The sequence below is a fragment of the Micromonospora sp. CNZ309 genome, assembly GCF_002846525.1.
Window position 1 is genome coordinate 3,579,311 of the sequence record NZ_PJNG01000001.1, and the last position, 16,595, is coordinate 3,595,905.

Genomic DNA, 16,595 nt, shown 5'->3' on the forward strand with positions numbered 1-16,595 from the left:
CAACCCTCCGGGGGCCGGTCGCGACCGGCCCCCGACCCACGGTGCGGTCGTGCCGGCACGGGCCACCCGCACGGCAGCGGCGGCGGACCCGCTCCCCCGGGTCCGCCGCCGGCTTGTCGCCTCCGCCGCGTCAGCGGCTGTCGGAGCCGTCCGTCTCCACGGCCGCGCGGCCGGCCTCCAGCCGGGCGACGGGCACCCGGAAGGGCGAGCAGGACACGTAGTCCAGGCCGACCTCGTGGAAGAAGTGCACCGACTCCGGGTCACCGCCGTGCTCACCGCAGACGCCGAGCTTCAGCCCCGGCCGGGCGGCCCGGCCCTCCTCCGCGGCGATGCGCACCAGCCGGCCCACGCCGTCGCGGTCGATCGACTCGAACGGCGAGATGCCGAAGATGCCCAGCTCCAGGTAGCGCCAGAAGAAGGCGCCCTCGACGTCGTCGCGGGAGAAGCCCCAGCCCATCTGGGTCAGGTCGTTGGTGCCGAAGGAGAAGAACTGTGCCGCCTCGGCGATCTGGCCGGCGGTCAGCGCCGCCCGGGGCACCTCGATCATGGTGCCGATCAGCACCTCGACGCCGCTGTCCCCGACCACCTCGGAGATGATCTTCTCGGCCTCGGCGCGTACCGTCTCCAGCTCCTGCACCGCGCCGACCAGGGGGACCATGATCTCCGGCCGGGCGACCGCGCCGGAGCGGGTGACGGTGACCGCGGCCTCCGCGATGGCGCGGACCTGCATGGCGAACAGGCCGGGGATGACCAGCCCGAGGCGGACACCGCGCAGACCCAGCATCGGGTTCTCCTCGTGCATCCGCCGTACGGCGGCGAGCAGCGCCTCCTCCTTGGCGACGTCCTCCCCGCGCTCCTGGGCGACCGCCACGTTGACCGCGAGCTGCTCCAGCGGGGGGAGGAACTCGTGCAGCGGCGGATCGATCAGCCGGACGGTGACGGGCATCCCGTCCATCTCCCGGAAGATCTCCTCGAAGTCGGCGCGCTGCAACGGCAGCAGCGCGGCCAGCGAGGCCTCCCGCTCGGCGTTGTCGCGGGCCAGGATCAGCCGCTCGACCAGCTCGCGCCGGTCGCCGAGGAACATGTGCTCGGTGCGGCACAGCCCGATGCCCTCCGCGCCGAAGCGCCGGGCCCGGGCGGCGTCCGCGCCGGTGTCGGCGTTCGTGCGGACGGCCAGCCGCCGCCTGGCGTCGGCGTGCGACATGATCCGGTGCACGGCCCGGACCAGCGCGTTGTCGACGTGCTCCGGGTCGAGGCTGCCCTCGAAGTACTGCACCACCTCCGACGGCATGACCGGCACCTCGCCGAGGTAGACCTTGCCGGTGGTGCCGTCGATGGAGACGACGTCGCCCTCGACGACCGTCTGCCCGCCGACGACGAACCGACGCTGCGGCACGTCCACTTCGATCTCGTCGGCGCCGGAGACACAGGTCTTGCCCATGCCCCGCGCCACCACGGCGGCGTGGCTGGTCTTGCCGCCGCGCGAGGTGAGGATGCCCTGGGCCGCGATCATGCCGTTCAGGTCGTCCGGGTTGGTCTCACGCCGGACCAGGATCACCGACTCCCCCTCGGCGGCCAGTTCGACCGCGCGGGCGGAGGTGAAGACCACCTTGCCCGAGGCCGCACCCGGCGACGCCCCGATCCCCTTCGCCACCGGCTGGAACTCGTGGTCGAGCCGGAAACGGGGGAACATCAGCTGGGCGAGCTGCGCGCCGTTGACGCGGTGCAACGCCTCGTCGAGGTCGATCAGGCCCTCGTCGACGAGCTGCCCGGCGATGACGAACGCCGCGGCGGCGGTGCGCTTGCCGACGCGCGTCTGGAGCATCCAGAGCTTGCCACGCTCGATGGTGAACTCGATGTCGCAGAGGTCGCGGTAGTGGCCCTCCAGCCGGGCCATGATGCCGAGCAGTTCGTCGTAGGACTTCTTGTCCAGTCGCTCCAGCTCCTGCAACGGCACCGTGTTGCGGATGCCCGCGACGACGTCCTCGCCCTGGGCGTTGGCCAGGTAGTCGCCGTAGATGCCCTGGGCGCCGCTGGCGGGATCGCGGGTGAACGCGACGCCGGTGCCGGAGTCCGGGCCGAGGTTGCCGAAGACCATCGCCACCACGTTGACCGCCGTGCCCAGGTCGGCCGGAATGCGCTCCTGGCGGCGGTAGAGCACCGCGCGCTCGGCGTTCCACGACTCGAAGACCGCGCGGATGGCCAGGTCGAGCTGCTCGCGCGGCTCCTGCGGGAACTCCCGGCCGGTGTGCTTGAAGAAGATCTTCTTGTACGCGTCGACCAGCCCCCGCAGGTCGTCGGCGTCGAGGTCGAGGTCGTTGTGGGTGCCCTTGGCCCGCTTGGCGTCGTCGAGGGCGTGCTCGAACTCCTCGCCCGGCACCTCGCACACCGTCTTGCCGAACATCTGGATGAGGCGGCGGTAGGAGTCCCAGGCGAACCGGTCCGCGCCGCCGGGGGTGGACTGCCCGCCCGAGCCGCCGGCCTGCCGGGCGAGCCCCTGGACGCTGCGGTCGTTGAGCCCGACGTTGAGGACGGTCTCCATCATGCCGGGCATGGAGAACTTGGCGCCGGAGCGCACGGAGACCAGCAGGGGGTCCTCCGAGTCGCCGAGGCGCTTGCCCATCGCCCGCTCCAGCGACGCGAGGTGCGCGGCGATCTGGTCGGCCAGGCCGTCGGGCTCCTCCCCGGTGGCGAGGTACGCCTTGCAGGCCTCCGTGGTGATCGTGAAGCCCGGTGGGACCGGCAGGCCGAGATTGGTCATCTCGGCCAGGTTGGCCCCCTTGCCGCCGAGCAGTTCCTTGAGGTCCTTGTTGCCCTCGGCGAAGGCGTAGACGTACTTGTGTTCCACCGTCTCCTGCGTTGCCACCAGAGCCCTCCCACGCACGCCGGTCCGACACTTAACGAAGGTTCAGTTGCTCCCATTACCCCGGGATGGACCACCGGCAATCCCGGTGCCAAGCCGGCCGGTGGGGCGAAGGCTAGGCGAACTTCGGGTGGCCCGGGACCGTTCGGTGACAATCGGCACAGCCATCACGACTTTCCGCGTTCGTACCGGTTTTTGGGAACGCTTCCACGCGCACGATCACGCATTTCCCGCTTCGCCTCGTAGTCTTGTCCGCAGCCCTTTCGGTGAACCTCACCTTTGCCATAACCACCGCAAATACACCCCTGGGAGCCGCCGCCGTGCCACCCGTTCCCACCGCCGCCCCGGAACCGCTCGACCCGTCCAGCGTTGCGGCGGGCGAGCGGCCGGCCGGGCACCCCGACCTGCCGGTCCGCGAACCGGCCGCGGCTGAACTGGCCCGGGCGGCCACCCGCTCCGCCGAGGACGCGCTCGCCCCGCCGCCCGGTGACCTGCCCGTTCCGCCGGCCGGCGACGTGCTCGTCCCGTCGGCCTCCACCGCCGACCGGGCCGCTCCGGCCGCCCGCGTACGGCTGGGCGACGTCGTGCCCGCCCCGGAGCGGGTCGCGCCGGTCGCGGGCACCGATTTCGTGCTCACCCCCCACACGGTGATCCGGGTGAGCCCCGACGACGCCGCCCGTGCCGTCGCCGGGCAGCTCGCCGACCTGCTCCGGCCTGCCACCGGCTATCCGCTCCCGGTGGCCGACGACACCCGGGCGGAGGCGGGCGGCGACATCGCGCTGGCGCTGGTCGACTCCGCCGACCTCGGCCCGGAGGGCTACCGGCTCGACGTGACGTCCGACGGGGTACGCGTCGAGGCTGCCACCGGGGCCGGGCTCTTCTTCGGCGTACAGACCCTGCGGCAACTCCTGCCCGCCGCCGTCGAGAGCCCGACGCCGACCGCCGGGCGCTGGGTGCTGCCCGGGGGTTCGATCACCGACCGGCCCCGGTTCCCGTACCGGGGGGCGATGCTCGACGTGGCCCGGCACTTCTTCGGCGTACCGGACGTGCTGCGGGTGATCGACCACCTGGCCCGCTACAAGATCAACCACCTGCACCTGCACCTCACCGACGACCAGGGCTGGCGGATCGCCGTCGACTCCTGGCCCCGGTTGGCCGAGGTCGGCGGGGCGAGCGAGGTGGGCGGCGGCCCGGGCGGGCACTACAGCCGCGACGACTACCGGCGGATCGTGGCCTACGCCGCCGAGCGGCACGTCACCGTGGTGCCGGAGATCGACCTGCCGGGGCACACCCACGCGGCGCTGACCGCGTACGGCGAACTGGCCCCGGACGGCGTCGCACCACCGCCCTACACCGGCACCGAGGTCGGTTTCAGCTACGTCGACCCCACGAGCGAGCGGACGTACGAGTTCGTCGCCGACGTGCTGGGCGAACTCGCCGTGCTCACCCCCGGGCCGTGGCTGCACCTCGGGGGCGACGAGGCGTTCAAGGTGCGCCCCGAGGCGTACGCGGCCTTCGTCGAGCGGGCCCAGCGCATCGTCGCCGCAACCGGCAGGACGGTGGTGGGCTGGCACCAGATCGCGCCCGCCGCGCACAGCGAGGGGCGGGTGCTCCAGTGGTGGGGCACCGGGGGCGAGGACCCCGTCACCGCGGACGCCGTCCGCCGGGGCGCCCGGCTCGTGCTCTCCCCCGCCAACCACGCCTACCTCGACATGAAGTACGCCCCGGACACCCCGATCGGGCACGACTGGGCGGGCCTGATCGACGTGCGGCGGGCGTACGACTGGGATCCCGGCACCCACGTGGCCGGCGTACCGGCCGACGCGGTGCTCGGCGTGGAGGCGCCGCTGTGGACCGAGTCGGTCACCTCGCGGGCGGAGGTCGAGTTCATGCTCTTCCCGCGCCTGCCCGCGATCGCCGAGCTGGGCTGGTCGCCCCGCGCGACGCACGACTGGGCCGGGTTCCGCGACCGCTTGGCCGGGCACGGCCCACGCTGGGCCGCCGCCGGCGTGGCCTTCCACCGCTCGCCGGAGATCCCGTGGCCCACGGAACCACCGGCTCCCGCCGGCCCACGCTCCGCCCTCCCCACCACTCCCCGGCAACGTGATCAGGACGCCATGGACCTCAAACCGGGCGGATGACGTCCATGGGGTCCTGATCAAGAATGCGCCCGCGTCCCGCGCTTGCCCCTGCGGCGCTCGACGCGCGGTCCGTGGTGTCCTGCCGGTCTCTGGCACCCGACCGACGGATGCACCGATCATTCGGCGGATGTGCGGTTCGGGGCCGGTGTCCGGTTGGGGGCAGCCCGCTCGGGCGGCCCGTCCGGTTTGCGCGGGTCTGCCGTGGCGGGCGCCACCGGCCCGGCCGGCATGGGTCGGGGGCCCGGGTCGTTGTAACCATCGTGGCCGCGTGACCCGGCCGCCCCGCCCGGCCCGGTGGTCGGCGGAATGCGGACCAGGCCGGTCGGCGGAATGCGGACCAGGCCGGCGCGGTTACACCCGGCGGACCACCGAGTACCTGGGCGTCGGAACGACCGGACGCCGGGCTGCCGGAATGACCGGCTCCCCACGGTGGTTACCTCCCCCGGACCCCCGAGCGAATGTCCGCTCTTGATATCTCGACCTTTCCTCATCCGTGGCGCACCCGCCCCCCTTGGTGTGTGCCGCGTGCCCCCGATCGAAAGGTGCAGACGAATCATGCGTACCGACATCCTGCGTAAGACCGCCCTGACCGCTGCCGGACTCGCCGTCACCGGCGGCGCCATCGCCGGCCCCCTCACCACCTTCGCCTCGCCCGCCCACGCCAACCCCGCCAGCGTCGCCCAGGACCGCAAGAACGGCGAGCGCGAACTCGGCGTGCGCTACGAAGCCCAGCCCAACTTCTACTACTGCGGCCCCGCCGCCGCCCGCAACGCCCTGAGCGTGCAGGGCAAGAACATCGACGTCGACGGCATGGCCCAGCGCATGGGCACCACCGAAGCCGGCACCAACTCCATCAACGACATCACCCCCGTACTCAACAAGGAAACCGGCCGCGACGCCTACCAGTCCGTCGAGATCCGCGACGCCAAGGCCGACGACAAGCAGACCGACAAGCTACGCGCCGACATCGTCACCGCCATCGACGAAGGCCACGCCGTCGTCGCCAACATCGCCGGCACCGCCACCGACACCGACGGCACCACCCACTCCTTCGAAGGCGGGCACTACATCAGCGTCGTCGGCTACCGCGACAACGGCAACACCGTCACCATCGCCGACTCCGCCGACCCCAACCAGGCCTCCTACCGCATGAGCATCGACAACCTCGCCGACTGGATCGCCACCCGCGGCTACACCGCCTGACCGACGACAACACCCGCACGAAGACGACAAGGGTCGGACCCCGCACGGGGGTCCGACCCTTGTCGTCATGGCTGAGGGCTTCCCGGCTGTCGCCGCCGGGCCAGGGCCGGACCGGAGTCAGGCCGAGGCCGACAGCCCGCGCCCGGACCGGAGCGAGACCGGGGCGGGGCCGAGGTGGGGCGGGGACGGGGGCTCAGCCGCCCGAGTCGGCCAGTTCCGCGCCCTCGGGGACGGTGTCGTCGTCGCGGCTGGCCAGCCAGCCCTCCGGGAGGAAGACCTTGCCGGGCGAGTTGGTACGACCGCGCGGCTGGCCCAGCGTGGCCACCGGAAAAGGTTCGGTCGGGTCCAGCTTGCCGAGCAGGTCGTCGAGCTGGGCCAGGCTCTCGATCATGGCCAGCTCCCGGCGCAGCTCGCTGCCGACGGGGAAGCCCTTGAGGTACCAGGCGACGTGCTTGCGGAAGTCCGTGCAGCCGTCCCGCTCGCCCCGGGCGGGCGTACGCGAGCCGGCGGTGAACTGGTCGACCAGCAGCTCCGCGTGGCGGCGCATGGTGCGCGCCACCTCGCCGAGGGTGGGTAGCCGGCGCTCCGGCCGGCCGTCGAACGCGGCCTCCAGATCGGCGAAGAGCCACGGGCGGCCCAGGCAGCCCCGACCGACGACCACCCCGTCGACGCCGGTGTGCGCCACCATCCGCAGCGCGTCGTCGGCCTCCCAGATGTCGCCGTTGCCGAGCACCGGCACGTCCAGGGCCTGCTTGAGGGTGGCGATGGCGTCCCAGTCCGCCGTGCCGGAGTAGCGCTGCGCGGCCGTACGCCCGTGCAGGGCGACCGCCGCCACGCCCGCGTCCTGGGCGGCGAGGCCCGCCTCGACGTACGTCAGGTGGTCGTCGTCGATGCCCTTGCGCATCTTGACCGTGACCGGCACCCCGGCGGGTGACGCGGCGTCCACCGCGGCCCTGACCAGCCGGGCGAAGAGCCGGCGCCGCCACGGCAGCGCCGAGCCGCCGCCACGGCGGGTGACCTTGGGCACCGGGCAGCCGAAGTTGAGGTCGATGTGGTCGGCGAGATCCTTCTCCACCACGATCCGCACGGCGGCGGCGGTGATCTCGGGGTCGGTGCCGTAGAGCTGGAGGCTGCGGGGCCGCTCGTCGTCGCCGAACGCGATCATGCGCAGCGTCTTCGGGTTCCGTTCGACCAGCGCGACGGTGGTGATCATCTCGCAGACGTAGATGCCGCCGCCCTGCTCCCGGCAGAGCTGCCGGAAGCCGACGTTGGTGATGCCGGCCATCGGCGCGAGCACCACCGGGGGCCACACCTCATGCCGCCCGATGGTCAGCGGGCGCAGTGCGGGAACGGTCGGCGCGGTCACCGGACAAGTGTACGGGGGCCTGGCCGGCGCGGTCCCCCGCCGGCCGGGCCCCCGTAGTCGCCGCTCAGCAGCCGGGAAGGCGCTCGATCAGGTAGCGCTCGACCTGGTCGAGCGCGATGCGCTCCTGGGCCATGGTGTCCCGGTTCCGCACGGTCACCGCGTTGTCGTCGAGGGTGTCGAAGTCGACCGTCACGCAGAACGGGGTGCCGATCTCGTCCTGGCGGCGGTAGCGGCGGCCGATGGCCTGCGAGTCGTCGAACTCCACCACCCAGCGCTTGCGCAGGTCGGCGGCGAGCCCCTTCGCCTTGGGCGAGAGCGCCTCGTTGCGCGACAGCGGCAGCACCGCCACCTTGACGGGGGCCAGTCGCGGGTCGAAGCGCATCACCGTGCGCTTGTCCACGCCGCCCTTGGTGTTCGGCGCCTCGTCCTCGTCGTACGCCTCCAGCAGGAACGCGAGCACCGCGCGCGTCAGGCCGGCGGCCGGCTCGATGACGTACGGCATCCAGCGCTCGCCCTTGGCCTGGTCGAAGTAGGACAGGTCGACGCCGGAGTGCTTGCTGTGCGTGGTCAGGTCGAAGTCGGTGCGGTTGGCGATGCCCTCCAGCTCCGCGAACTCGGTCCCGCCGAACTGGAAGCGGTACTCGATGTCGACCGTGCGCTTCGAGTAGTGGGAGAGCTTCTCCTTCGGGTGCTCGTAGAAGCGCAGGTTGCTCTCCGACAGGCCCAGGTCGAGGTACCAGTTCCAGCGCTCGGAGAGCCAGTACTCGTGCCACTGCTCGTCCGAGCCCGGCTCGACGAAGAACTCCATCTCCATCTGCTCGAACTCGCGGGTGCGGAAGATGAAGTTGCCCGGGGTGATCTCGTTGCGGAACGACTTGCCGGTCTGGGCGATGCCGAACGGCGGCTTCTTGCGGGCGACCGTCTCGACGTTCTTGTAGTTGACGAAGATGCCCTGGGCGGTCTCGGGCCGCAGGTAGTGCATGCCCTCCTCGCTCTCGACCGGGCCGAGGAAGGTCTTCATCAGGCCGTTGAACATCTTCGGCTCGGTGAAGGTGCCCTTGTTGCCGCAGTTCGGGCAGTTCAGCTCGGTCAGCGAGGCCGGCGGCTTGCCGTGCTTGGCCTCGTAGGCCTCCTCGAGGTGGTCGGCCCGGAACCGCTTGTGACACGACTGGCACTCGGTCAGCGGGTCGACGAAGGCGTCCAGGTGACCGGAGGCGGCCCAGACGTCGCGGGCCAGGATCACGGCGGAGTCGAGGCCGACCACGTCGTCGCGCTGCTGGACCATCGTCTTCCACCACTGCCGGCGGACGTTCTCCTTCAGCTCCACGCCGAGCGGACCGTAGTCCCACGCCGACCGGGTGCCTCCGTAGATCTCGCTGGAGGGGAAGACGAAGCCTCGGCGCTTGGCGAGGCTGACGACGGCGTCGATACGGTCGGCTGGCATGTTTCCTCCTACGCCGACTGGCGGTCGGCGGGGACGCGGTGAGGACGGAAGGAACAGTTCGGGACAACGGTACGACCCGTGCCGTCCCGGGCCCAGCAGAATACCGGTGGCGGGTCAGCTCACCCCGCACACCTCCATGCCACCGGTCTGCTGGTCCTGCCCGAGGGTGACCTCCTGGCGGTCCTGCTGACCGCCGGTGTAGGTCACGTCGACGGGCACGGTGAGGGCGACCGCGTCCACGTCGCCCACCCGGAAGGTCGCGATCTGCGGCTCGGCGGCCACCCGGCGTTCGAACTCCCGGCGTGACTCGCGCCGCTGCGCGTCGTCGCAGAGCTGGTCGTACGCCGCGCCGTACTTGCGCTCGACGAGGGCCTGGTAGTAGTCGGTGGAGACGGTGCGCCCCTGCTCGCGTACGGCCTGCACCCCCGTCACGGCCAGCCCCACCACGGCCGCGCCGCCCCCGCCGCAGCAGAGCAGCACGGCGAGCGCCCCGGCGCCCAGCCCGAGCCAGAGGCGGGTGTTGCGGCCCTCGGTGGGCGGCGCCGCGAACGGCGGGGTGACCCCCGGCCCGGCCGGCGGGGCGGGCGCGCCCGGGTCCCCCGGCGGGCCGGGCACGGCGGGCGGCTGCGCCCCCTGCTGGCCGGGCGGCGGAGGGTACGGCGGCGGGGTCGCCGGTCCGGGAGCGGTCATGCAAGCAATGTAGTGCCCACGGGCTCAGCGGTAAGGAGCAGCGGCCCGATCGCTGGCGGTCCGGACGACCTCCCCGCCGGGGGCGGCGCTGGCGAGCGCCTCGTACGCCGACGGTTCGTCGAGCGACTCGGCGAGCAGCGGCACGGCGGTGATCTTGACGTCGAAGCCGCCCAGGGCCCGGCGGTAGGTGCCGACCGACTCCCACTCGGTGACCAGGCACCAGTGTCGCGGGTCGTCCAGCGCCCGGACGAGCTGGCCGCGCAGGTAACCGGGGCGGGCCGCGAGGGCGGCGAGGGCGGCGTGCGCCCGCTCGGTGAACTCGTCGGCGACATCGACGTCCACCACGAACCGGTTCGTCACCAGCACGGGGTTCCTCCTCGTAGAGTCTGTGGGATGCAGCGTACGCAGAGCCGGATGCCGGCCCGGTTGGCCCGGGCGAACCCGACGACGGTGTTCCTGGTCACCCTCGTGCTGGTGCTTGTCGCGTTCTTCACGCCCGGCGTGGTCGGCGGGCTGTTCACCCTGCTGCTGGCCGCGGCCGTGGCCGCGCTGCTGGGCACCACCTGGTCGGTGCAGACGGCGCCGACGCGGGTGATCCGGCTCGTGGCGCTCACCCTGCTGGTCACCGCGGGCCTGGTGAAGCTGTTCTGACATGCAAGCATGCGTTTTTGACAATCATTATCGTTGTCGCGGACAGTTCATGGCATGAACATCCGCTCCGCCCCGCGCACCCTCGCCGTCGCCACCGCCGCCCTGCTCGCCCTGGGCGGTGTCACGGCCTGCTCCGACGACGGCACCCCCGGCGCCGACCCGCAGCGGGTCGACGTGGTGGCGGCCTTCTACCCGTTGCAGTTCCTCGCCGAGCGCATCGGCGGCGACGCGGTGAAGGTGAGCAACCTGGTCAAGCCCGGGGCGGAGCCGCACGACCTGGAGCTGAACCCGGGCCAGGTGGGCCAGGTCGCCGAGGCGGAGCTGGTCGTCCTGCTCAAGGGCTTCCAGCCGGCGCTGGACGAGGCCGTCGAGCAGAACGCCAAGGACCGCGCGTTCGACGTGTCGACCGTGCAGCCGCTGATGGACGCCGCCGCTGGTGGCCACGACCACGACCACGAGGGCGAGGAGCACGCCCACCCCGAGGAGTCGACCAAGGCCGAGGAGCCCGGCCACGAGGAGAACGGCACCAAGGACCCGCACCTCTGGTTGGACCCGACCCGCCTGGCCACGGTCGGCGACAAGCTCGCCGAGCGGCTCGGCCAGGCCGACCCGGACCGCGCCGCCGACTACACCGCCCGCGCCAAGACGCTGCGCACCGAGCTGGAGAAGCTGGACGCCGAGTTCACGACCGGGCTGAAGACCTGCCAGCGGCGGGAGATCGTGGTCAGCCACACCGCCTTCGGCTACCTGACCGAGCGCTACAAGCTGGAGCAGATCGGCATCACCGGGCTCAGCCCGGACAACGAGCCCGCCCCGCAGCGCCTGGCCGAGGTGATCGAGGAGGCCCGCGAGCACAAGGCCACCACGATCTTCTTCGAGACCCTGGTCAGCCCGAAGGTGGCCGAGACCATCGCCAAGGAGGTCGGCGCGAAGACCGCCGTGCTGGACCCCCTGGAGGGGCTGACGCCCGGCGGCGGCGACTACCTTTCGGTGATGCGTACCAACCTTGCGACCCTGAGGACGGCGTTGAGCTGCCAGTGACATCCCCAGTCATCACCGTCGCGCACGGGGTGGTCGGCTACGACGGCCGCCCCGTGCTTCGCGACGTCTCGTTGACCGTGACCGCCGGCGAGGTGGTCGCGGTGCTCGGCGCCAACGGCTCCGGCAAGTCCACCCTGATCCGCGCGGCGCTCGGCCTGGTGCCGCTCAGCTCCGGGTCGGTCGCCCTCTTCGACCGCCCGCTGCGCCGCTTCCGGCAGTGGCACCGCATCGGGTACGTCCCGCAGCGCCTCGGCGCCGGCAGCGGCGTACCGGCCACCGTCCGCGAGGTGGTGGCCTCCGGCCGGCTCGCCCGGCGCGGGGTGCTGCGCCCGCCCGGCGCGGCCGACCGGGCCGCGGTGGCCGCCGCGCTGGAGGCGGTCGGGCTCGCCGACCGGGCCCGCGATCCCGTGGCCACCCTCTCCGGCGGGCAGCAGCAGCGCACCCTGATCGCCCGGGCGCTGGCCGGCCAGCCGGAGCTGCTCGTCCTCGACGAGCCCACGGCCGGGGTCGACGCCGCCAGCCAGGAGGCGTTCGCGGGGGCGCTGCACGGCTTCGTCGCCGGCGGCGGCACGGTGCTGCTGGTGGCCCACGAGCTGGGGCCCCTGCGACCACTGATCACCCGGGCGGTCGTCGTACACCAGGGTGGGATCTGCCACGACGGCGCGGTGCCCGAGCCCGCCGGCCACCACGCGGAGCCCGACCACGACCACGTGCACCCGCACGGTCCCGACGAGCCCGCCGGGCTGTGGAGCAGCTGAGATGGAACTCTTCCAGTACCCCTACATGCAGCGGGCCCTGATCGGGGCGCTGATCATCGGTCTGGCCGCCCCGGCGCTCGGCATCTACCTGGTGCAGCGGCGACTCGCCCTGATCGGCGACGGGGTGGGGCACGTGGCGCTCACGGGCGTCGGCGCGGGCCTGCTGCTCAACCGCTCACCGGTGCTCGTCGCGGTGCTCGTGGCGACCCTCGGCGCGGTCACCATCGAGCTGGTCCGCGCGCGGGGGCGCACCTCCGGCGACCTTGCGCTGGCCCTGCTCTTCTACGGCGGCATCGCCGGCGGCGTGACGCTGGTCGGGCTCTCCGACAGCACCAGCGCCAGCCTGAACTCCTACCTGTTCGGGTCGCTGAGCACCATCACGCCGGCGGACCTGACCACCATCGCGGTGCTCGGCGCGGCGATCGCGGTGACCATGCTGGCGCTGCGCCCGGCCCTGTTCGCGGTCTGCCACGACGAGGAGTACGCCCGCGTCTCCGGCCTGCCGGTACGCACGCTCAACCTGCTGCTCGCCGTGGCCACCGCCGTCACCGTGACGATCGCCATGCGGGCCGTCGGGGTGCTGCTCATCAGCGCCCTGATGGTGGTGCCGGTGGCGACCGCGCAGCAGGTGACCCGGGGTTTCCGCAGCACGATGACGGCGGCGATGGCGCTCGGGCTCTTCGCGGCCGGTTCCGGGGTCTGGGTGGCGGCGAACGCCGACACCGCCCCGGGCGCCTCGGTGGTGCTGATGGCGATCGCCTCGTTCGCGGTGGTCGCGGTCCTCGGGGCCGGGTGGCGGGTGCTGCGCCGGCGGCGCACCCCGGACGCCGCGCCCGTACCCGAACCGCACGAGGTCGTGCTCCACTGATCCTGGTCAGCGCCGTGTCGGTGGGATTGGTTACCGTTACGGGGTGACCGACGGATCAGGCTACGACGCCTTCGAGGGCGCCAGCGAGCTGTTGCGTGCCCTCTCGGCGCCGATCCGGCTGGCCATCGTCAGCGAGCTCGCCGAGGGCGAGCGGTGCGTGCACGAGCTGGTCGACAAGCTCGGCGCCGCGCAGCCCCTGGTCTCCCAGCACCTGCGGGTGCTGCGGGGCGCCGGCGTGGTGCGCGGCTCCCGGCGGGGTCGCGAGATCGCGTACGCGCTGGTCGACGAGCACGTCGCACACATCGTGGCCGACGCGGTGAGCCACGCCGGGGAGGGATCATGATCATGACGGGTGCCACGGTCCGCAACACCCGGCAGCGCTCGGCGGTCAGCGCGCTGCTCGGCGAGCTGGAGGGCTTCCACAGCGCGCAGGAGCTGCACGCGATGCTGCGCGAGCGCGGCGAACGGGTCGGGCTGACGACCGTCTACCGCACCCTCCAGGGGCTCGCCGACACGGGCGAGATCGACGTCATGCGTCCGCCGGGCGGCGAGCACCTCTACCGCCGGTGCAGCGAGGGCCACCACCACCACCTGGTCTGCCGGTCCTGCGGCCGCACCGTGGAGGTGGCGGGCCCGACGGTGGAGAACTGGGCCGAGCGGGTGGCGGCGAAGCACGGCTACGCCGACGTCAGCCACACCCTGGAGATCTTCGGCACCTGCCCGGCCTGCGCGGGCTGAGCCGCCCGGGGGCACGGCGGCCTTCGCGACGCGGGCTGGGTCACCCGAGGGCACGGCGGCGTTCGCGGCGCGTGCCGGGTGGCGCCGGGCGTGGCACGCTGTCCGGCGTGAAGATCTACGCCGATCGTTTCCCGACCGCCGTCCGACAGTTGATCACCGACCTGCTCGTCGTCGTCTGGGTGTACGGCGCGATCCGAGGCGCGCTGTGGCTGCACGACCTGGTGCAGAAGCTCGCCGTACCCGGGCAGAAGCTGGAGGGGGCCGGTGGCGGCCTCGCCGACAACCTGGCCGACGCCGGCGGCAAGGTCGGCCGGGTGCCGCTGGTCGGCGACGAGCTGACCGCGCCGTTCGAGCGGGCCGCCACCGCCGCCCGGGGGCTGGCCGAGGCGGGCCGGGACCAGCAGGAGCTGGTCGACCAGCTCGCCCTCGCTCTGGCCGTCGCCGTGCTGGTCTTCCCGCTCGGCCTGGTGCTCTTCGGCTGGTTGCCGCTGCGGGTGCGCTGGATGCGCCGGGCCGGCTCCGCCGCGAAGCTGGCCGCCGCTCCGGCCGGGCGGGACCTGCTCGCCCTGCGCGCGCTGGCCACCCAGCCGCTGGGCCGGCTGACCCGCATCGCGCCCGACGTGGCAGAGGCGTGGCGGGCCGGCGACGACGCCACCATCGACGCCCTCGCCGCCCTGGAACTACGCCACCTGGGCGTGACCCGCCCTCGCTGACCCCACCCTCCTCTCCGCCCGCCCCGCCCCGCCCTGCCGCGCCCCCGGCCCGGCCCGGCCCGGTCCGATGACGGTCAGGAGGGGGGCGGGACGCGGCGGCGGGCGTCCTCGGCCGTGGACGGGCCCGGCGACCAGGGGGCCACCCACGGCAGGTCGTCGGCGGGGGTCAGCACGCCGTCCTCCACCGCGGCGTAGCGTCCGGCGAGGATCCGCTTCGCGGCCGCCGTGTCGACGGAGTCGGTGTTGTCCCACAGGGCGGTGAAGAGCGCGTCGACGCGTACCCGGGCCTGCCGGCAGAACAGGTCGGCCAGCTCGACGTTCTCGGGGCGGGCGTCCCGCTCGGCGTAGGCGCGTACGCAGACCGCGGACATCGCGAACAGCTCCGCGCCGATGTCCACCACCCGGCCGAGGAACGCCTGCTTGCGCTCCATCTTCCCCTGCCAGCGGGACATTGCGTAGAACGTCGACCGGGCCAGCTTGCGGGAGGCGCGCTCCACCTGCCGCAGGTGGCCGGCGAGGGGCCCGAACTCGGCGTACGCCGAGGGGCGCTGCCCCCGGCCGACGGCGAGGGTGGGCAGCCACCTCGCGTAGAACGCGCCGGCCCGCGCCCCGGCCTTCGCCTTACGGCCCAGCCCGGCGTCCGGGTCGATGATGTCGCCGGCGACCGACAGGTGCGCGTCGACCGCCTCCCGGGCGATGAGCAGGTGCATGATCTCCGTGGAGCCCTCGAAGATGCGGTTGATCCGCAGGTCGCGCAGCAGTTGCTCGACGGCGGCCGGTCGTTCGCCCCGCGCGGCCAGCGAGTCGGCCGTCTCGTAGCCGCGACCGCCCCGGATCTGCACCAGCTCGTCGGCGATCCTCCAGGCCATCTCGCTGGCATAGAGCTTGACCAGCGCCGCCTCGATCCGGATGTCGTTGCGGTCGTCGTCGGCGAGCAGGCAGCAGAGGTCGAGCATGGTCTCCATGCCGTACGTCGTCGCGGCGATGAAGGAGAGCTTCTGGGCCACCGCCTCGTGCTCGCCCACGGGCCGCCCCCACTGCACCCGGTCGGCGGCCCACCCCCGAGCCACGTTCAGCGCCCACTTGCCGGCGCCGACGCACATGGCCGGCAGCGAGAGCCGCCCGGTGTTCAGGGTGGTGAGCGCGATCTTCAGGCCCTTGCCCTCGCCGCCGATGACGTTCTCCTTCGGTACGAAGACGTCGTGGAAGCGGGTCAGGCTGTTCTCCAGCCCACGCAGGCCGATGAAGGCGTTGCGCCGTTCGACAGTGATGCCCTCGGTGTCGCCCTCGACGACGAAGGCGGTGATCCCGCCGCGCCGTCCCTCGGCGGCGGGCACCCGGGCCATCACCACGAGCAGGGTGGCGACGGTGCCGTTGGTGGCCCACAGCTTCACGCCGTTGAGCCGGTAGCCGGTGCCGTCGGGCGTGGGCTCGGCGGTGGTGCCCAGCCGGGCCGGGTCGGAGCCGACGTCCGGTTCGGTGAGCAGGAACGCGGAGATCTCGCCGGCGGCGAGCCGGGGCAGGAAGCGCTGCTTCTGCTCGGCGGTGCCGAACATCTTCAGCGGCTGCGGCACCCCGATGGACTGGTGCGCCGAGAGCAGCGCGCCGATCGCCGGGCTGACCGAGCCGGCCAGCATGAGCGCCCGGCAGTAGTGCAGGTTGCTCAGCCCGAGCCCACCGTACGAGCGGTCGATCTTCATGCCGAAGGCGCCGAGCCGGGCCAGCCCCTGGAACACCTCGTCCGGGATGGACGCGTCCCGTTCGATGGCGGCACCGTCCACCTCGGAGGTGAGGAACGCGCGGAACCGGCCGAGGAACTCGTCGGCGCGGGCGACGTCCGCCGGGTCGGAGCGCGGCCACGGGTTGATCAGGTCGAGCCGGAACCGGCCGAGGAAGAGCTCCTTGCCGAAGCTGGGACGGTCCCAGGAGGACTCCCGGGCCGCCTCGGCGACCTGGCGGGCCTCCTTCTCGGAGACCTGGCCGGCCTCCGTCGGCAGCGGTCCGGCGGCACCGGCCGGTGGCGGTCGGTCGGCGGCGGCCGTCGACCGGTCGTCGCCTGATCCGTCGGGTGCGGGTCGGCTGTTGTGTGTCGTGGTCACGGCGGCCCCCTCGAACCTCG

General features: G+C 72.9%; 15 protein-coding genes. 9 read left to right on the top strand and 6 right to left on the bottom strand.

The window, feature by feature from the left end:
- Positions 1–130: 130 nt before the first annotated feature.
- A complete protein-coding gene (gene ppdK, locus CLT72_RS14580; RefSeq protein ID WP_101412334.1) occupies positions 131–2,866 on the bottom strand; it encodes a pyruvate, phosphate dikinase in 2,736 nt (911 codons plus the stop codon).
- A 401-nt stretch (positions 2,867–3,267) separates the two neighbouring features.
- On the opposite strand from ppdK, the gene CLT72_RS14585 reads away from it, so the two are divergent.
- Together CLT72_RS14585 and CLT72_RS14590 are read left to right on the top strand one after the other, a co-directional pair.
- Positions 3,268–5,004: a beta-N-acetylhexosaminidase gene (locus tag CLT72_RS14585; RefSeq protein ID WP_101415168.1), complete on the top strand. Its 1,737-nt coding sequence runs from the start codon at positions 3,268–3,270 to the stop codon at positions 5,002–5,004.
- A 555-nt stretch (positions 5,005–5,559) separates the two neighbouring features.
- Entirely contained in the window at positions 5,560–6,207 is a 648-nt protein-coding gene (locus CLT72_RS14590) for a C39 family peptidase (RefSeq protein WP_101412335.1), read from the top strand.
- Positions 6,208–6,400: 193 nt separating this feature from the next.
- On the opposite strand, the gene dusB is transcribed toward CLT72_RS14590, so the two are convergent.
- From dusB to CLT72_RS14610, 4 genes are all read right to left on the bottom strand, one after another.
- Entirely contained in the window at positions 6,401–7,573 is a 1,173-nt protein-coding gene (gene dusB, locus CLT72_RS14595; protein ID WP_101412336.1) for a tRNA dihydrouridine synthase DusB, read from the bottom strand.
- A 64-nt stretch (positions 7,574–7,637) separates the two neighbouring features.
- Positions 7,638–9,017 carry a glycine--tRNA ligase gene (locus CLT72_RS14600; protein WP_101412337.1) on the bottom strand — a complete coding sequence of 460 codons (1,380 nt, stop codon included), beginning with the start codon at positions 9,015–9,017 and terminating at the stop codon, positions 7,638–7,640.
- 114 nt (positions 9,018–9,131) lie between these two features.
- A complete protein-coding gene (locus CLT72_RS14605; RefSeq protein WP_250102365.1) occupies positions 9,132–9,707 on the bottom strand; it encodes an Rv0361 family membrane protein in 576 nt (191 codons plus the stop codon).
- Positions 9,708–9,731: 24 nt separating this feature from the next.
- Positions 9,732–10,073 (bottom strand): antibiotic biosynthesis monooxygenase family protein, encoded by a 342-nt coding sequence (locus CLT72_RS14610; protein WP_088998918.1) that lies wholly within the window; start codon positions 10,071–10,073, stop codon positions 9,732–9,734.
- 27 nt (positions 10,074–10,100) lie between these two features.
- On the opposite strand from CLT72_RS14610, the gene CLT72_RS14615 reads away from it, so the two are divergent.
- From CLT72_RS14615 to CLT72_RS14645, 7 genes are all read left to right on the top strand, one after another.
- A complete protein-coding gene (locus CLT72_RS14615) occupies positions 10,101–10,358 on the top strand; it encodes a hypothetical protein (RefSeq protein WP_101412338.1) in 258 nt (85 codons plus the stop codon).
- 54 nt (positions 10,359–10,412) lie between these two features.
- Positions 10,413–11,399, top strand: a complete 987-nt coding sequence (locus CLT72_RS14620) for a metal ABC transporter substrate-binding protein (protein ID WP_101412339.1) — start codon at positions 10,413–10,415, stop codon at positions 11,397–11,399.
- The gene (locus CLT72_RS14625; protein ID WP_101412340.1) at positions 11,396–12,157 is read left to right on the top strand and encodes a metal ABC transporter ATP-binding protein; all 762 of its coding nucleotides are present in this window, start codon (positions 11,396–11,398) and stop codon (positions 12,155–12,157) included. The genes CLT72_RS14620 and CLT72_RS14625 overlap by 4 nt, the downstream gene beginning before the upstream one ends.
- A gap of 1 nt (position 12,158) precedes the next feature.
- Positions 12,159–13,025 carry a metal ABC transporter permease gene (locus CLT72_RS14630; protein ID WP_101412341.1) on the top strand — a complete coding sequence of 289 codons (867 nt, stop codon included), beginning with the start codon at positions 12,159–12,161 and terminating at the stop codon, positions 13,023–13,025.
- A 43-nt stretch (positions 13,026–13,068) separates the two neighbouring features.
- Positions 13,069–13,368 carry an ArsR/SmtB family transcription factor gene (locus CLT72_RS14635; RefSeq protein WP_088998913.1) on the top strand — a complete coding sequence of 100 codons (300 nt, stop codon included), beginning with the start codon at positions 13,069–13,071 and terminating at the stop codon, positions 13,366–13,368.
- Between the two features lie 2 nt (positions 13,369–13,370).
- A complete protein-coding gene (locus CLT72_RS14640) occupies positions 13,371–13,763 on the top strand; it encodes a Fur family transcriptional regulator (protein WP_172896644.1) in 393 nt (130 codons plus the stop codon).
- A 107-nt stretch (positions 13,764–13,870) separates the two neighbouring features.
- A complete protein-coding gene (locus CLT72_RS14645) occupies positions 13,871–14,476 on the top strand; it encodes a hypothetical protein (RefSeq protein ID WP_101415169.1) in 606 nt (201 codons plus the stop codon).
- 74 nt (positions 14,477–14,550) lie between these two features.
- On the opposite strand, the gene CLT72_RS14650 is transcribed toward CLT72_RS14645, so the two are convergent.
- Positions 14,551–16,575, bottom strand: a complete 2,025-nt coding sequence (locus tag CLT72_RS14650; RefSeq protein WP_101412342.1) for an acyl-CoA dehydrogenase family protein — start codon at positions 16,573–16,575, stop codon at positions 14,551–14,553.
- Positions 16,576–16,595 lie beyond the last annotated feature (20 nt).